This window comes from Pseudomonas sp. NPDC087817 (assembly GCF_044742875.1).
GTDB lineage: Bacteria > Pseudomonadota > Gammaproteobacteria > Pseudomonadales > Pseudomonadaceae > Aquipseudomonas.
This window is the reverse complement of record NZ_JBIUVJ010000026.1, coordinates 16,800-32,079: the sequence shown is the minus strand read 5'-3', so window position 1 is coordinate 32,079 and position 15,280 is coordinate 16,800. Positions and strand designations below refer to the sequence as shown.

Sequence of the window (15,280 nt, the reverse complement as noted above, 5' to 3'; positions counted from 1 at the left end):
AATGCCCCGCAAAGCGGGGCATTTGACGACACTAACCCGAATGATCAGGTACCACTGCCAGGGCAACCTTTAGGCGCGTAGTCGGCGTTTACCGTCGATGCACAGCTCCAGACGCCGGCCGTGTTACCCGTCGCACCGCCAGAACGGGTCAGCGTAATGGTTTTGCCCAACACCGGAGCGGGCGCATTGGCCAATGTGCAAACGATGGTGCCTGCCCCCGAAGACGCTGTACCCGAAGCAGTCACCGTACCGCAGTTGGTCGTCACATAAGTTGCACTACCGGTTACCAGCGTCAGCGTCGGGTCGGTCCCTTGATTGATGGTGTCCTCGAACGGCACTTTCAGCGCGCTGATTTCCGCCAGCCCCGCCGTCACCTTCGACCGTGCCTGGTACTTGGTGTACTGCGGCAAGGCGATGGTCGCCAGAATCCCGATGATCGCCACCACGATCAGCAGTTCGATCAGAGTAAAACCTTGTTGTTTTTTCATAGACACGCTCCATGCATGAGTCGAAATCTCATGATCTGAGATGAACTGAGCATAGCCCATGCCAAACCGGTCAACGCCCGGAAGACTGAGCGCGTCCTCGGGACGCCGCCATTTCCTACAACCTGCAACCGCACTATCTGACACTTTTTGTCACCTGCACCGAGGGGGTTTGGCGCTGTCACTTGACTAGGCTATAAGTCATGAACTGCAAGCGTGCGGAATCCCCATGAATGACATCGCTCTGAGCGGTCTGGCCAAGCAATTGGTGCAGGCCGAACTGCTTACGGAAAAAAGCGCCCAGCAAGCCTGGCAACAGGCCCAGCGCAATCGTCTGTCGCTGGTCAGTTATCTGGTGCAGAACAAACTGGTGAAGAGCTGGCAGGTGGCCGAGATCGCTTCGGAGCACTTCGGCATGGCTTTCATGGACCTTAATTGCCTGGACAAGGAAACCCAGCCCAAAGGCCTGGTCAGTGAAAAACTGGTGCGCCAGCACCACGCCCTGCCCTTGTGGCGACGCGGCAACAAACTGTTCGTGGGCATTTCCGACCCGAGCAATCATCAGGCGATCAATGACATCCAGTTCAGCACCGGGCTGAGCACCGAAGCCATTCTGGTGGAGGACGACAAGCTCACCGATGCCATCGAAAAGTTCTTCGACACCCACGCCAGCGGCCTCGAAGACATGGCCGATGTCGACCTCGATGGCGTTGATGTCGAGTCCATCGACGACAGCAAACAGGACGCCATCGGCGGACTCGACGCCGACGACGCGCCGGTGGTGCGCTTCGTTCACAAAATGCTGCTGGATGCGATCAAAAGCGGCTCCTCCGACCTGCACTTCGAGCCCTACGAAAAGAACTACCGGGTGCGCGTACGCACCGACGGCATTCTGCGCGAAGTGGCCAAGCCGCCGATTCAACTGGCCGGGAGAATCGCCGCACGGTTGAAAGTCATGGCCAGCCTCGACATCTCGGAACGGCGCAAACCCCAGGACGGGCGGATCAAGATGCGCCTGTCGAAGAGCAAGTCGATCGACTTCCGGGTCAACACCCTGCCGACCCTGTGGGGCGAAAAAGTGGTAATCCGGATCCTCGACCCGTCCAGTGCACAGATCGGCATTGATGCGCTCGGCTATGAGCCGGCGCAGAAAGACCTGTACATGGCCGCACTCAAACAGCCACAAGGCATGATTCTGGTCACCGGCCCCACCGGCTCAGGCAAGACCGTGTCGCTGTACACCGGGCTTAACATTCTCAATACCGTCGACATCAACATCTCCACCGCCGAAGACCCTGTGGAGATAAATATGGAAGGCATCAACCAGGTCAACGTCAATCCCAAACAGGGGCTGGATTTCGCTCAGGCCCTGCGTTCATTTCTGCGTCAGGACCCGGACGTCATCATGGTCGGTGAGATCCGTGACATCGAAACCGCCGAGATCGCCATCAAGGCCGCGCAAACCGGCCACCTTGTGCTTTCGACCCTGCATACCAACAGCGCGGCGGAAACCCTGACCCGCCTGCACAACATGGGCATCCCCGGCTTCAATATCGCCACCTCGGTCAGCCTGATCATCGCCCAGCGACTGGCGCGCAAGCTGTGCAGCCATTGCAAGAAAGCCATCGAGATTCCCCGCGAAACCCTGATCAAGGAAGGTTTCCCCGAGGAACGCATCGGCAGTTTCACGATCTACGAACCGGTCGGATGCGATCACTGCAACGGCGGCTACAAGGGGCGCGTGGGGATTTATGAAGTGGTGAAGAACACACCCGAACTGCAGCGACTGATCATGGCCGAGGGCAACTCGCTGGAAATCGATATCCAGATGCGTCGCGACGGTTTCGATGACCTGCGCACTTCCGGCCTGCACAAGGCCATGCAAGGCATCACCAGCCTGGAAGAAATCAACCGGGTCACCAAGGACTGAACATGGCGGTCAAGGCAGCGAAAACCAGTGTTTATGCCTGGGAAGGCACGGACAGGAAAGGCAGCAAAATGACTGGTGAGCTGAGTGGGCTCAACCCGGCGCTGATCAAGGCGCAGTTGCGCAAACAGGGGATCAACCCGGGCAAGGTGCGCAAGAAATCCGCCTCGATACTGAGCTTTGGTAAACGCATCAAGGCGCAGGACATCGCCCTGTTCACGCGGCAGATGGCGACCATGATGAAGGCTGGCGTACCGTTGTTGCAGTCATTCGACATCATCGGCGAAGGTTTCGAAAACCCGGCGATGCGCAAAGTGGTCGACGAGGTAAAACAGGAAGTCGCCGCCGGTAACAGTTTCGCCAACGCGTTGCGCAAGAAGCCGCAGTATTTCGACGAGTTGTACTGCAACCTGGTGGATGCCGGCGAACAGTCCGGTGCCCTCGATACGTTGCTTGAGCGGGTCGCGACCTATAAGGAAAAAAGCGAAGCGCTCAAGGCCAAGATCAAGAAAGCCATGACCTACCCTACCGCTGTGGTGCTGGTCGCGGCGGTGGTGACCGGGATTCTGCTGGTGAAAGTGGTGCCACAGTTCCAGTCGGTGTTTTCCGGCTTCGGTGCCGAGCTGCCGGCGTTCACCCTGATGGTCATCAGCCTCTCGGAATTCATGCAGCAATGGTGGTGGGCGATTCTCGGTGTATTGGCGGCGGCCATTTTCGGCACCCGCCACGCCCTGAAAACGTCTCAGGCCTTGCGCGACCGCAAAGACACCTGGCTGCTGAAACTGCCGCTGGTGGGCACACTGATGTACAAGTCGGCCGTCGCCCGATTCGCCCGCACCCTGTCGACGACTTTTGCAGCCGGCGTACCGTTGGTGGAGGCCCTCGACTCGGTGGCCGGCGCCACCGGCAACGTGGTGTTCAAGCGCGCGGTGTTGCGTATTCGCCAGGATGTTTCCACCGGTATGCAGTTGAATTTTTCGATGCGCACCACCGGCGTCTTTCCCAATATGGCCGTGCAAATGACGGCGATCGGCGAAGAGTCTGGCGCGCTGGACGAGATGCTCGACAAGGTCGCAGGGTTTTACGAGGACGAAGTGGATAACATGGTCGACAACCTCACCAGCCTCATGGAGCCGTTCATCATGGTGGTCCTGGGGGTGATCGTCGGCGGTCTGGTGGTGGCCATGTACCTGCCGATTTTCCAACTCGGCTCAGCGATCTGACATGCCTATAGACGAACTGTTTGCCCTCTATCCGTTGGCTTTTGTCTGCACGGCGTTGCTGCTCGGCCTGGTGGTCGGCAGTTTTCTCAATGTACTGATCTGGCGCCTGCCGAAAATGCTCGAGCGCGATTGGCGCCAGCAGGCCCAGGACGTCCTCGGTCTGCCCAGCGAAACACCGTTGCCCACCTACAACCTGATGCTGCCCCACTCCGAGTGCCCGCATTGCGCACATCGAATCCGTGCCTGGGAGAACATTCCGCTACTCAGTTATCTGTGGCTGCGTGGACGCTGCTCGGCCTGCGCCACGCCCATCAGCAAACGCTATCCACTGACCGAACTGGCCTGTGGACTGCTCTCGGCATTCATCGCCTGGCATTTCGGATTTGGCTGGCCGGCCTGTCTGTTGATCTTTCTCACCTGGGGCTTGCTGGCGATGAGCCTGATCGACACCGAGCATCAACTGCTGCCCGATGTGCTGGTGCTGCCGTTGTTGTGGCTGGGGCTGATCGTCAACAGTTTCGGCATGTTCGTGTCGTTACACGAGGCATTATGGGGTGCGGTGGCCGGGTATCTGGCGCTGTGGTCGGTGTTCTGGCTGTTCAAGCTGCTGACCGGCAAGGACGGCATCGGTCACGGTGATTTCAAGCTGCTGGCGCTGCTTGGCGCTTGGGGAGGTTGGCAGATTCTGCCGCTGACGATCCTGCTGTCATCGTTGGTGGGGGCGATCATCGGGGTGATTCTGCTGCGTGTGCGTGAACAGAAAACCTCGGCGCCGATCCCCTTTGGCCCCTTTCTGGCAATTGCCGGCTGGATTGCCTTGCTCTGGGGTGGTCAAATAACCGACTTCTATTGGCAGTTTGTCGGTTTGCAATGAATACCCCTGTGGAAAAACCCTGGATTCTCGGCCTGACCGGCGGCATCGGCAGCGGCAAAAGCGCTGCGGCCCAGCACTTCATCGACCTTGGCATCCATGTGGTCGACGCCGATCACGCGGCGCGCTGGGTGGTCGAGCCGGGGCGCCCAGCCTTGGCGAAGATTGCCGAGCACTTTGGTGCTGGCGTATTGCAGGCTGACGGCACGCTGGATCGCGCCGCCCTGCGCAAGCTGATCTTTGAGGTCCCGGAGGAACGCCGCTGGCTCGAAGCCCTGCTGCATCCGCTGATCGCCGAGGAAATCGCTGATCATCTGGCACAGGCAAAATCGCCCTACGCGATTCTGGTTTCGCCGCTATTGATCGAGTCCGGGCAATACGCCATGACCCAGCGCATCCTGGTGATCGACGCCCCGCAACAACTGCAGATCGAACGCACCTTGCAGCGTGACCAGACCAGCGAACAGCAGGTTCAGGCGATCCTCGCGGCCCAGTCGAGCCGTGAAGACCGTGTGAGCCGTGCCGACGACGTGGTGGTCAACGACCGCGACCTCGCCTGGCTGCACAGCGAGGTCGAGCGCCTGCATGACTTTTACCTGACTTTAAGTGGAGGCCAATCATGAGCCCGATCCCAACCGTTGAATGCCCGACCTGCGGCGCACCCGTGGAATTCACCCCCGAGAACAAATTCCGCCCGTTCTGCTCCGATCGCTGCAAACTGATCGACCTCGGCGCCTGGGCGTCGGAAGAGCACAAGATCCCGGTCGCACCGGACGCCGAAGATGAAATGTTTTCCGGCGATTTCGACCCGCGTCACTGATTCCGATCAGGGGCGCATGAAGCCGTAGTCCTGATCATCGTCGAGGTTTTCCGCGAGAAAGCGCAACTCGTCGGCCAAGTCCTCGGCATTACGCACCGCCTTGCTCTGTTGCACCACCGCACTGAGCAAGGCGCGCAAGCTCAAGCCCGGATCGAACCCCACCTCCTGCGCCATCTCCAGACTCTGCCGGGTTTCCTGCCTCGCCCACTCGTAAACACTCATGCCGCTGCTCCTGAAGGGATTTGCGCGAGCATGAAATTTCCGGCGCGTGGCGGGTTTGATGTGGATCAAGACTTCGGATCGTCGTCCTTCCACGGCGCCGAAAGGTAGCGCGTGCGGTTGAAGGTCTCCAGCCATTCCGGGCAGAACACCACCAGTGCGCTGATCACCATGCCGTTGATGAACGCTTCGGGAAACAGCAGCAACCACAGATACCCGATGAAATCTTCCAGCCACTCCGGCATGGCAAAAAGACCGTCGTACCACAACAGTGTCAGGCTCAGGATCAAGCACAACAGGGCTGAAAGCGCCGCAGCGAAGAATCCTGAACAGAAGATGTACACGAACGGATTACGGGGCTGAGCGCGCTCGACGAGAATCGCCACGCACTCGGTGATCAGCACCGGCAGCAGAATAAACAGGGCACCGTTGACCCCAAGCGCCGCGAGATCCTGACGCCCAAGCAGCAACAAACCAACTTGCGCCACCACTCCGCCGACAATCGCCAGCGGCCAGTCGAGCAGCAGCGTCACGGCAGTCATGCCGATGAAGTGATACGACACACCGGTGTCGAAATCCCTGCGCACCAGCCACAACAGAAACAACGCGAACACCGTGCCGAACAGTAAATGCTGACGGCGGCTGTCACTGAACAACTCGACCCACGGTGCGCGAAAGATCGCCCAGAGCAGCACTGGCACATAAATCAGCCAGCCCAGCACCAGGCTTGCATTTGACAGCACCTCGGCACCGATCATGGCCGCGCCTTCTCCAAAGCCTCGCGCAGTTGGATCGCGTTGGCGTACTGATGTTGTTCGAGCAGTCGGCCGTCCTTCAGTTGCAGCCACAACACCTGGCCTTCTACGCCGGGATAGCGCGATGCGACCCGGCCCTCTCGGTCGAGCATGACCCGATAGTTGTAGTCACGCATGGCGGGCACGGCAAACATCTTGGCGATCAGCGCCGGCATGCGCTGGATATCTGCAACGAATACCGCGTGGCGCGCCTCCAGATAGCCCTTGGGCTGATCTTTCAAGGCTTCCTTGATCAGTTTGGCGGCATCCATGTCCCGCGCCACCAACAGCGTTGTGGCGCCGTTATCGAGTGTGTAGGCCTTATCGTACTGATCCAGCAATGTCCAGGGTGCGAGTCGTTCGCCGGTATCGAGTGCATGGGCAAACAGCGGAACTAAAGCAAACAACAGTAGCCAGCGTGAATTCACGTTCAATCTCCTCGATTTGGTATCAATGGACGCTTTCCACCAGTCTATACCGCCTCTTCGGATTGCCCACTGACGCACTTTGCCACGCAAGGCTTTCTGCTTGTCGCATTTGAACGCTAAGCTTGGGCCTATGGATGACTCAGATTATTTACGCCTGCTGACCATCGCGGCCGAGCAGGCCAACGCGTTCCTGTCCAATGCCCGCAAATGGGAGCGTGAGCGTTGGGTCTGTCAGCGCCTGCTGCAAGGCCTGAACATTCCCTACCGCGCCGACGAATTCGCGCCCGCCGGCGAGCCGCCGGATGTGCTGTTTCGTGATGCCAATTTCGAGGTGTTCTTCGTCCTTGATGAAGGCCGACGCCTCAACGACGAATGGCGCGATGAATTGCAGCGTCGCCGTAGTGCCTTCTCCCTCAGCCAACTGGTGCGCCGTGAAGCCAAGCCGCGACGGATCCCGGCCAACGAATTTCTGATGAGGCTGGCGCCGACCCTGCGCAAAAAAGCGCACAACTACAAGGAGCGCGGGATGGATCTGGGCGAACTGGACATCATTGCCTTCGCCAGCCTCAAACGTGAGGTGCTCGACCTGAACAGTCATTTCCCGCCGCCCACCGAATATTTGCGTCAGGGCTGGCGTTCGCTGTCACTCGTCGGCCCGACTTTCGCCCGCGTGCTCTTCGCCCACCCGGATGCACCGGATTTCCTGCGCAGCAACCTGGGCCGCAGCATTGTTTTTGATGTCGGGATCAGCCTGTGACGCCACTTCAGCAGTTGATCGCCGATGTTCCGCAAACCGGCACGGTGCGCTGGATTGGTGTGCGTCCTGAATCCCGGGGGCCGATGATCGAACTCGATGCCGTGGAGGCGCGGCTGGAAGCCGGACTGACCGGCGATCACGCCCGCCCCGGCGTGCGCAACGCGCGGCAGGTGACGCTGATTCAGTGGGAACATCTGGCGGTGATCAGCGCATTGATGGGGCGCCCGGCCGATCAACCGGTGAAGCCTGAAGATCTGCGGCGCAATCTGGTTATCAGCGGTATCAATCTGTTTAGTCTCAAGGGTCGGCGCTTTCGCATCGGTCAGGCAATATTCGAAACCACCGGCTGGTGTCAGCCCTGCGCACGCCTGCAAAACAACCTCGGCCCCGGCACTTTTCAAGCAGTGCGCGGGCATGGCGGAATTACTGCGCGAGTGTTACAAAGCGGGATCATTCGCCTTGATGATGGCGTGTCCGTCGAGCCTGTTCCGGACAGCGGCTATGCTGCGTTCAACCCCGGTTGAAAACCGCTGTAGCTTCTGCACATTCAGCAACGTCTACCTGACGAGGCCAATATGACCAGCCGCCTGAACCCCGAAGACCAAAAGCATGTCGAAGAGTACCTGCAACTGTCCCAACACCGTGTCGAGCGCCGGCCTTTCCGGCCGTGGATGCTCCTGGTGCTGGTGCTGGCAGTGACCATTGGTCTGGGCCTGTTGAGCCGGCTTATCAGTTACCTGACGCTATGAGCTGCCTCGCGCTCGCTCGGTTAACTGCACCGATTTCCTTTAAAAACCTTGCGAGTTATCCCCATGTCCCATCGTATTGTTATTGTCGGCGGCGGCGCCGGCGGTCTGGAGTTGGCTACCCGTCTGGGTAAGACTCTGGGCAAGCGTGGCACGGCCAGTGTGATGCTGGTCGACGCGAACCTGACGCATATCTGGAAACCGCTGCTGCATGAAGTGGCCGCCGGATCGCTGAACTCTTCCGAAGACGAACTCAACTATGTTGCCCAGGCCAAATGGAACCACTTCGAGTTCCAGCTGGGGCGCATGAGCGGGCTCGATCGCGCACAGAAGAAAATCCAGCTGGCCGCCACCTACGACGAAAACGGCGTTGAACTCGTCCCGGCGCGTGAAGTTCAGTACGACTCGCTGGTGATCAGCGTCGGCAGCACCACCAATGATTTCGGTACTCAGGGCGCGGCGCAGCACTGTCTGTTCCTCGATACGCGCAAACAGGCCGAGCGTTTCCACCAGCAACTGCTCAACCACTATCTGCGGGCGCACGCCGGGCAGACCGATGTGGTCGAGCAGATCAGCGTGGCCATCGTCGGCGCCGGCGCCACCGGTGTCGAACTGGCGGCAGAACTGCACAACGCCGCCCATGAACTGGCGGCTTATGGCCTGGACCGGATCAAACCGGAAAACATGCACATCACCCTGATCGAAGCCGGTCCGCGGGTACTGCCTGCCCTGCCGGAGCGCATCAGCGGACCGGTACACAAGACCCTGGAGAAACTCGGGGTCAATGTGATGACCAATGCCTCGGTCAGCGAAGTGACGGCCGACAGCCTGATCACCGCCGACGGCAACGAGATCAAGGCCAGCCTGAAGGTCTGGGCAGCCGGTATTCGCGCACCGGGTTTCCTCAAGGACATCGACGGCCTGGAAACCAATCGCATCAACCAGCTGCAAGTGCTACCGACACTGCAAACCACCCGCGACGAGAACATCTTCGCTTTCGGTGACTGCGCAGCCTGCCCGCAACCGGGAACCGACCGCAACGTACCGCCACGGGCGCAAGCGGCGCACCAGCAGGCTTCGTTGCTGGCCAAATCGCTAAAGCTGCGCATCGAAGGCAAGACCCTGCCGGAGTACAAGTACACCGACTACGGCTCGCTGATTTCGCTGTCGCGTTTTTCGGCTGTGGGTAACTTGATGGGCAACCTGACTGGCAGCGTGATGCTTGAGGGCTGGCTGGCGCGGATGTTTTACGTGTCGCTGTATCGCATGCACCAGATGGCGTTGTACGGGCCGTTCCGCACGGCGATGCTGATGCTGGGCAGCAAGATTGGTCGTGGTACTGAACCGCGCCTGAAGCTGCACTAAAAACCCGTAGGAGTGAGCCTGCTCGCGATAGCGCTGTGTCAAATGACAAATATGTCCTCTGACACAGCGCTATCGCGAGCAGGCTCACTCCTACATTTGCTTCGCAATTCTGTCTCGTAGTGTATCTGCGCCCTCTATATCCCGACTTCGCTTACAAACTCCCCCGCTCCGCGACACAGACGCGATACACCGCCACCGCTTAATGGCCACACCCGAGCAACACCTGCTCAGGCGAACGTCCATAACGTGTGGTTGCGCTGTGCAGCCCAGGAGAATGCAATGTCCCGTACTTCGACTCTCGGCAAAAAATCCATTGGCCTGCTCGGCGCTGCGCTGGCTGGCGGTCTGATGCTGTCCGGCTCGGTATTTGCCGCGCAGCCACTGGCTCAGGGCTACATGGTCGCTTCGGCAGAAACTTCGGTGAAAGCCCCTGAAGGCAAATGTGGCGAAGGCAAATGCGGCGACGCTTCGATGGCCAAGACCGACAGTGATGGCGACGGCAAGGTTTCCCGTGCCGAATTTCTGAAAGTTGCGCCAAAGTCCGACTTCGACAAAATCGACACCAACCACGATGGCTTCATCGACGAGCAAGAGGCCTACAACAACGTGAAGGCCAACTTTGAAGCCAATGGCAAGAAAATGCCCAAAGGTCTGTTCGAACACCTCAAAGACCAAGACGGCGCCTGATTGCCGGAAAAACCAAGCCGCGCTCTCTTTCGGGAAGCGCGGCTTTTTTGTGTCTGCCTGTTCATGAATTTCAGGCAAAAAAAATCCCCGTATCTTTCGATACGAGGATTTTTAATATGGTCGGGGTAAGGGGATTCGAACTCCTGACATCCTGCTCCCAAAGCAGGCGCGCTACCGGACTGCGCTATACCCCGGCTTGAAATTGGCTCCGTGACCAGGACTCGAACCTGGGACCCAATGATTAACAGTCATTTGCTCTACCGACTGAGCTATCACGGAACTACATATTTCAATTTACAACGGTGAAACTTACAGCTCTTAGACTTCGTTCGCATCGCTGCGTTCGTGTGTCTGAGGCGCGCTATTCTACAACCTAGATCACCTCTGTCAACCCCCTAAATTGCTTTCAAGTTAATGATTTGCAACTTATTTCAGATTTCTGCTCAGTGAGCTGAAACCCTGTGGGTGACTGACTGCGGGGCGCACTTTACAAGCCTTTTCCTTTGAGTTCAACAGCCTAACGAAAAAAAAGGCCCCACGATGTGGGGCCTTCCAATTTTCATTGACGCTTGAACTCAGCTGAAAACGATTTCGTCGTTCTCGACAGTGCCGGTCGCCGTGTCGCCTGGCATGAAGTGACCCGAAAGGATCAACTGCGCCAGCGGGTTTTCGATCCAGCGTTGAATCGCCCGTTTCAAAGGACGCGCGCCATAGACCGGGTCGTAACCGACAGCAATCAGCTTGTCCATTGCTTCCGGACTCAGCTCCAGTCTCAATTCACGCTCGGCCAGACGCGTACGCAGACGACCCAACTGGATCTCGGTAATGCCCGCGATCTGATCCCGCGCCAGTGGCTCGAAGATCACCACCTCGTCGACCCGGTTGATGAACTCCGGACGGAAGTGCGACGTCAGCGCATCCATTACCGCTGCACGCTGCGCCTCACGATCACCGACCAGTTCCTGGATCTGCACCGAACCGAGGTTAGAGGTCATGACGATCACGGTATTGCGGAAGTCCACCGTGCGGCCATGGCTGTCAGTCAGGCGACCATCCTCAAGCACCTGCAGGAGAATGTTGAACACATCCGGGTGCGCCTTCTCGACTTCGTCCAGCAGGATCACCGAGTAAGGCTTGCGGCGTACCGCTTCGGTCAGATAACCACCCTCTTCGTAACCGACGTATCCCGGTGGCGCACCGATCAAGCGAGCCACGGAATGTTTCTCCATGAACTCGGACATGTCGATCCGCACCATCGCCTCTTCGGTATCAAAGAGGAATTCGGCCAGCGCCTTGCACAGCTCGGTTTTACCGACACCGGTCGGGCCGAGGAACATGAACGAGCCGCTCGGGCGATTCGGGTCGGACAACCCGGCACGCGAACGCCGCACTGCGTTGGCCACCGCCACCACGGCTTCGTCCTGACCGATCACACGTTGGTGCAACAGGCTTTCCATCTTCATCAGCTTGTCGCGCTCGCCTTCGAGCATTTTCGACACGGGGATGCCGGTCCACTTCGAGACGACTTCAGCGATTTCTTCCTCAGTCACCTTGCTGCGCAGCAACTGGTTTTCGCTCTTGCCGTGCTGATCGACCATTTGCAGACTGCGCTCCAGATCCGGGATCACCCCGTACTGCAACTCGGCCATGCGATTCAGGTCGCCTTTGCGGCGTGCAGCTTCCAGTTCCTGACGCGACTGTTCGATCTTCTGCTGAATCTGCGCAGAACCCTGCACCTCGGCCTTTTCCGAGTTCCAGATTTCTTCCAGATCCGAGTACTCACGCTCGTGACGCTCGATTTCTTCCTGAAGTTTTTCCAGGCGTTTCTTCGCCGCGTCGTCGCTTTCTTTCTTCAGCGCCTGGGATTCCACCTTGAGCTGAATCAGGCGACGTTCCAGACGATCAAGCACTTCCGGCTTGGAATCGATTTCCATGCGGATGCGGCTGGCGGCCTCGTCGATCAGGTCGATGGCCTTGTCCGGCAGTTGCCGATCAGTGATGTAACGATGGCTGAGCTTCGCTGCCGCAATGATCGCGCCGTCGGTGATCGCCACCTTGTGGTGAACCTCGTAACGCTCCTTGAGGCCACGCAGGATGGCGATGGTGTCTTCTTCGCTTGGCTCATCCACCAGAACTTTCTGGAAGCGTCGCTCGAGCGCTGCGTCCTTCTCTATATATTGGCGATACTCGTTGAGCGTGGTCGCGCCGACGCAATGCAACTCGCCGCGAGCCAGTGCAGGCTTGAGCATGTTGCCGGCGTCCATCGAACCTTCGCCCTTACCGGCGCCGACCATGGTGTGCAGTTCGTCGATGAACAGAATGATCTGCCCTTCCTGCTTCGACAGCTCGTTGAGCAGCGATTTCAGGCGTTCTTCGAACTCACCGCGATACTTCGCACCGGCAATCAGCGCGCCCATGTCCAGCGACAGCAGACGCTTGCCTTTGAGGCCATCCGGCACTTCGCCGTTGATGATGCGCTGGGCCAGACCTTCGGCGATGGCGGTTTTACCCACACCAGGCTCACCGATCAGCACCGGGTTGTTTTTGGTGCGGCGTTGCAGAACCTGAATGGTGCGACGAATTTCGTCGTCACGGCCGATCACCGGGTCAAGCTTGCCGTCTTCGGCACGCTTGGTCAGGTCAACGGTGTACTTGTCCAACGCCTGACGCGACTCTTCGTGGTTGGCGTCATTGACAGCCTCACCGCCGCGCAGGTTGTTGATCGCGTTTTCCAGGGCTTTCTTGCTCACGCCCTGGCCGAGCAGCAACTTGCCGAGCTTGCTGTTCTCGTCCATCGCGGCGAGCAGCACCAGTTCGCTGGAAATGAACTGGTCGCCCTTCTGCTGGGCCAGGCGATCGGCCTGATTGAGCAGGCGCGCCAGATCCTGCGACATGTTGACGTCGCCGGTCGGATTCTGGATTTTCGGTAATTGGTCGAGCTCTTTGGTCAGCTCTTTGCGCAAGCTGTTGACGTCGAAGCCCACCTGCATCAGCAGAGGTTTGATCGAACCACCCTGCTGTTCAAGCATGGCTTGCATCAAATGCGCTGGCTCGATGGCCGGATGATCGTGGCCAACGGCCAGGGATTGGGCGTCGGATAACGCCAACTGTAATTTGCTGGTTAAACGGTCTATACGCATGGGTCACCTTCCTTTTGAGCAGGCCGGACCTAAGAAACCATCCTGAATAAAGAAACCTGCCAGATACCACTGTACATGCGGTCGATTCTGGGAGATTCAAGCGTCAGAGAGTTGATTCAGGTCAGGCAAGTCTAGCGGGTGAGCCAAACGAGGGAGGCAAAGCGACCGGTGCGCGACGCACGGCGGTAAGAAAAGAAGCGCGGATCGTTCACGGTGCAGAAACCGCCGCCATAAACCGCAGTGACACCTCGCTCAGCCAGACGCAGGCGCGCCAGCATATAGATGTCAGCCATGAACTTGCCGGCATTGCTGCTCGGTACAAAGGCATCGGCTGCTTCAGGCAATTGATTGATGAAGACCTCCCGAACTTCCGGGCCAACTTCAAATGCTTGCGGACCGATAGCCGGACCGAGCCAGACCAGCACGTCTTCTGCCGGTACATCCAACGTGTCGAGCGTCGCTTCCAGCACGCCCGCCGCCAGACCACGCCAACCGGCGTGCGCAGCGGCTACGCGAGTACCCGCGCGGTCGCAGAACAATGCCGGCAGGCAATCCGCCGTCATCGCCGCACAGGCAATTCCGGGGGTGGCCGTCCAACTGGCGTCGGCGGTCGCCACCACGCCTGGATCAGCATGGGTTACGGTGATTCCGTGCACTTGCTGCAACCAGGCAGGCTTTATAGAGAAGTGCTCAGTCAGACGCCGACGGTTCTCGGCAACGTCCTGCGGGCGGTCATCAACATGATCGCCCAGATTGAGACTGTCGAACGGCGCCTCGCTGACACCCCCCTCGCGGGTGGTGACACAGGCCCTGACGCTGGCCGGCGCGGGCCAGTCCGGCGTCAGCCAGTTCATCCGACGAAAGCCTCGCGATCCTGCTTGAGCAGGGTCAACAGCCAGACGAAGTCTTCCGGCAGTGGCGATTCCCAGCTCATGCGCTGACCGCTCGTCGGGTGATCGAGTTCAAGGAACCGCGCGTGCAAAGCCTGCCGCGGGAAGTTCTTGAGGGTTTCGACCATGTTCAGGTTCGCCGCCGGCGGAATGCGGAAACGACCGCCGTACGCCGGGTCGCCCACCAACGGGAAGTTGATGTGCGCCATGTGTACGCGGATCTGGTGAGTTCGGCCGGTTTCCAGTTTCACCCGTACGTGGGTGTGGGAACGGAAACGCTCCAGCACGCGATAGTGGCTGACGGCAGGCTTGCCGCCCTCCATCACCGCCATGCGCTGGCGCTGCTGGCCGTGACGACCGATCGGCGCGTTGATCTTGCCGCCGGCAGTCACCACGCCAATCACGATGCATTCGTAGATCCGGCTGACACTGCGGCTCTGCAACTGCGCAACCAGTTTTGTCTGTGCCTGAATGGTCTTGGCCACCACCATCAGACCGGTGGTGTCCTTGTCCAGACGATGCACGATACCGGCGCGCGGAACATTGATGATGTCCGGCACATGGTGCAGCAAGGCGTTGAGCAAGGTGCCATCGGCGTGACCGGCAGCCGGGTGCACCACCAGGCCCGCAGGCTTGTTGATTACCAGGATGTCGTCATCTTCATAGACGATGTCGAGCTCGATGTCCTGGGCGATCCACTCGCCCTGGGCTTCCTGCTCGGCAGTCAGCTCAAGGATGGCACCGCCATGCACAATGTCGCGAGGGCGGATGACCGCCCCGTCCACAGTCAGGCGACCTTCTTTGATCCAGGCGGAAAGGCGCGAGCGAGAGTGCTCAGCGAAGAGTTGGGCAGCGACTTGATCGAGGCGTTGGCCGCCCAATTCGGACGGCACCTCTGCGCGAAGTTCAATTTTATCGGACATGCTCT

At 59.1% G+C, this 15,280-nt stretch carries 17 protein-coding genes and 2 tRNA genes; 10 read left to right on the top strand and 9 right to left on the bottom strand.

Going from position 1 to position 15,280, the window contains the following annotated elements; genetic code table 11:
• Positions 1-44: 44 nt before the first annotated feature.
• On the bottom strand, positions 45-488 hold the full coding sequence (locus tag ACIONG_RS17530) for a pilin (RefSeq protein ID WP_103306537.1): 444 nt from the start codon (positions 486-488) through the stop codon (positions 45-47).
• A 226-nt stretch (positions 489-714) separates the two neighbouring features.
• Here ACIONG_RS17530 and pilB point away from each other — a divergent pair, with 226 nt between their 5' ends.
• The 5 genes from pilB to yacG are packed head-to-tail and all read left to right on the top strand — an operon-like array spanning position 715 to position 5,326.
• Complete coding sequence (gene pilB, locus ACIONG_RS17525) at positions 715-2,415, top strand: type IV-A pilus assembly ATPase PilB (protein WP_103306536.1); 1,701 nt, start codon at positions 715-717, stop codon at positions 2,413-2,415.
• Positions 2,416-2,417: 2 nt separating this feature from the next.
• Complete coding sequence (locus ACIONG_RS17520) at positions 2,418-3,635, top strand: type II secretion system F family protein (RefSeq protein ID WP_401301417.1); 1,218 nt, start codon at positions 2,418-2,420, stop codon at positions 3,633-3,635.
• Between the two features lies 1 nt (position 3,636).
• The gene (locus ACIONG_RS17515; RefSeq protein WP_103306534.1) at positions 3,637-4,509 is read left to right on the top strand and encodes an A24 family peptidase; all 873 of its coding nucleotides are present in this window, start codon (positions 3,637-3,639) and stop codon (positions 4,507-4,509) included.
• Complete coding sequence (gene coaE, locus ACIONG_RS17510; RefSeq protein ID WP_401301414.1) at positions 4,506-5,129, top strand: dephospho-CoA kinase; 624 nt, start codon at positions 4,506-4,508, stop codon at positions 5,127-5,129. Before ACIONG_RS17515 ends, coaE begins: the two co-directional genes overlap by 4 nt.
• A complete protein-coding gene (gene yacG, locus ACIONG_RS17505) occupies positions 5,126-5,326 on the top strand; it encodes a DNA gyrase inhibitor YacG (RefSeq protein WP_213026619.1) in 201 nt (66 codons plus the stop codon). The genes coaE and yacG overlap by 4 nt, the downstream gene beginning before the upstream one ends.
• A gap of 6 nt (positions 5,327-5,332) precedes the next feature.
• Here the strand turns inward: yacG and ACIONG_RS17500 are convergent, their stop codons facing one another.
• The 3 genes from ACIONG_RS17500 to ACIONG_RS17490 all read right to left on the bottom strand — a co-directional run bounded on the left by ACIONG_RS17500 (position 5,333) and on the right by ACIONG_RS17490 (position 6,767).
• Positions 5,333-5,548, bottom strand: coding sequence for a hypothetical protein (locus ACIONG_RS17500; RefSeq protein ID WP_007959584.1), 216 nt, complete (start codon positions 5,546-5,548; stop codon positions 5,333-5,335).
• Positions 5,549-5,613: 65 nt separating this feature from the next.
• Positions 5,614-6,303, bottom strand: a complete 690-nt coding sequence (locus ACIONG_RS17495) for an energy-coupling factor ABC transporter permease (protein WP_401301410.1) — start codon at positions 6,301-6,303, stop codon at positions 5,614-5,616.
• Positions 6,300-6,767, bottom strand: coding sequence for an FAD/FMN-containing dehydrogenase (locus ACIONG_RS17490; protein ID WP_103306530.1), 468 nt, complete (start codon positions 6,765-6,767; stop codon positions 6,300-6,302). Before ACIONG_RS17490 ends, ACIONG_RS17495 begins: the two co-directional genes overlap by 4 nt.
• 130 nt (positions 6,768-6,897) lie before the next feature.
• Here ACIONG_RS17490 and ACIONG_RS17485 point away from each other — a divergent pair, with 130 nt between their 5' ends.
• The 5 genes from ACIONG_RS17485 to ACIONG_RS17465 all read left to right on the top strand — a co-directional run bounded on the left by ACIONG_RS17485 (position 6,898) and on the right by ACIONG_RS17465 (position 10,322).
• On the top strand, positions 6,898-7,524 hold the full coding sequence (locus ACIONG_RS17485; RefSeq protein WP_103306529.1) for a DUF1780 domain-containing protein: 627 nt from the start codon (positions 6,898-6,900) through the stop codon (positions 7,522-7,524).
• On the top strand, positions 7,521-8,048 hold the full coding sequence (locus ACIONG_RS17480; protein WP_103306528.1) for an MOSC domain-containing protein: 528 nt from the start codon (positions 7,521-7,523) through the stop codon (positions 8,046-8,048). The genes ACIONG_RS17485 and ACIONG_RS17480 overlap by 4 nt, the downstream gene beginning before the upstream one ends.
• Before the next feature lie 51 nt (positions 8,049-8,099).
• The gene (locus tag ACIONG_RS17475; protein WP_003228304.1) at positions 8,100-8,273 is read left to right on the top strand and encodes a DUF3094 family protein; all 174 of its coding nucleotides are present in this window, start codon (positions 8,100-8,102) and stop codon (positions 8,271-8,273) included.
• Positions 8,274-8,336: 63 nt separating this feature from the next.
• Positions 8,337-9,635, top strand: a complete 1,299-nt coding sequence (locus ACIONG_RS17470) for an NAD(P)/FAD-dependent oxidoreductase (protein WP_016986237.1) — start codon at positions 8,337-8,339, stop codon at positions 9,633-9,635.
• Positions 9,636-9,914: 279 nt separating this feature from the next.
• Positions 9,915-10,322, top strand: coding sequence for a hypothetical protein (locus ACIONG_RS17465; protein WP_103306526.1), 408 nt, complete (start codon positions 9,915-9,917; stop codon positions 10,320-10,322).
• 117 nt (positions 10,323-10,439) lie between these two features.
• On the opposite strand, the gene ACIONG_RS17460 is transcribed toward ACIONG_RS17465, so the two are convergent.
• From ACIONG_RS17460 to rluD, 5 genes are all read right to left on the bottom strand, one after another.
• A tRNA-Pro gene (locus ACIONG_RS17460) sits at positions 10,440-10,516 on the bottom strand.
• A gap of 9 nt (positions 10,517-10,525) precedes the next feature.
• Positions 10,526-10,601 (bottom strand) — tRNA-Asn (locus tag ACIONG_RS17455).
• A gap of 296 nt (positions 10,602-10,897) precedes the next feature.
• The gene (clpB, locus tag ACIONG_RS17450) at positions 10,898-13,462 is read right to left on the bottom strand and encodes an ATP-dependent chaperone ClpB (RefSeq protein WP_401301405.1); all 2,565 of its coding nucleotides are present in this window, start codon (positions 13,460-13,462) and stop codon (positions 10,898-10,900) included.
• Between the two features lie 131 nt (positions 13,463-13,593).
• Complete coding sequence (gene pgeF / locus ACIONG_RS17445; RefSeq protein ID WP_401301402.1) at positions 13,594-14,316, bottom strand: peptidoglycan editing factor PgeF; 723 nt, start codon at positions 14,314-14,316, stop codon at positions 13,594-13,596.
• Positions 14,313-15,275, bottom strand: a complete 963-nt coding sequence (rluD, locus tag ACIONG_RS17440; RefSeq protein WP_103303582.1) for a 23S rRNA pseudouridine(1911/1915/1917) synthase RluD — start codon at positions 15,273-15,275, stop codon at positions 14,313-14,315. The genes pgeF and rluD overlap by 4 nt, the downstream gene beginning before the upstream one ends.
• Positions 15,276-15,280 lie beyond the last annotated feature (5 nt).

Bases quoted from the DNA above. Each gene is read 5' to 3' on its own strand.
- ACIONG_RS17520 (WP_401301417.1), top strand. From the start codon at position 2,418: ATGGCGGTCAAGGCAGCGAAAACCAGTGTTTATGCCTGGGAAGGCACG.
- ACIONG_RS17530 (WP_103306537.1), bottom strand. From the start codon at position 488: ATGAAAAAACAACAAGGTTTTACTCTGATCGAACTGCTGATCGTGGTG.
- ACIONG_RS17495 (WP_401301410.1), bottom strand. From the start codon at position 6,303: ATGATCGGTGCCGAGGTGCTGTCAAATGCAAGCCTGGTGCTGGGCTGG.
- rluD (WP_103303582.1), bottom strand. From the start codon at position 15,275: ATGTCCGATAAAATTGAACTTCGCGCAGAGGTGCCGTCCGAATTGGGC.
- ACIONG_RS17470 (WP_016986237.1), top strand. From the start codon at position 8,337: ATGTCCCATCGTATTGTTATTGTCGGCGGCGGCGCCGGCGGTCTGGAG.
- ACIONG_RS17465 (WP_103306526.1), top strand. From the start codon at position 9,915: ATGTCCCGTACTTCGACTCTCGGCAAAAAATCCATTGGCCTGCTCGGC.
- yacG (WP_213026619.1), top strand. From the start codon at position 5,126: ATGAGCCCGATCCCAACCGTTGAATGCCCGACCTGCGGCGCACCCGTG.
- ACIONG_RS17500 (WP_007959584.1), bottom strand. From the start codon at position 5,548: ATGAGTGTTTACGAGTGGGCGAGGCAGGAAACCCGGCAGAGTCTGGAG.
- pilB (WP_103306536.1), top strand. From the start codon at position 715: ATGAATGACATCGCTCTGAGCGGTCTGGCCAAGCAATTGGTGCAGGCC.
- ACIONG_RS17475 (WP_003228304.1), top strand. From the start codon at position 8,100: ATGACCAGCCGCCTGAACCCCGAAGACCAAAAGCATGTCGAAGAGTAC.
- pgeF (WP_401301402.1), bottom strand. From the start codon at position 14,316: ATGAACTGGCTGACGCCGGACTGGCCCGCGCCGGCCAGCGTCAGGGCC.
- clpB (WP_401301405.1), bottom strand. From the start codon at position 13,462: ATGCGTATAGACCGTTTAACCAGCAAATTACAGTTGGCGTTATCCGAC.
- ACIONG_RS17485 (WP_103306529.1), top strand. From the start codon at position 6,898: ATGGATGACTCAGATTATTTACGCCTGCTGACCATCGCGGCCGAGCAG.
- ACIONG_RS17515 (WP_103306534.1), top strand. From the start codon at position 3,637: ATGCCTATAGACGAACTGTTTGCCCTCTATCCGTTGGCTTTTGTCTGC.
- coaE (WP_401301414.1), top strand. From the start codon at position 4,506: ATGAATACCCCTGTGGAAAAACCCTGGATTCTCGGCCTGACCGGCGGC.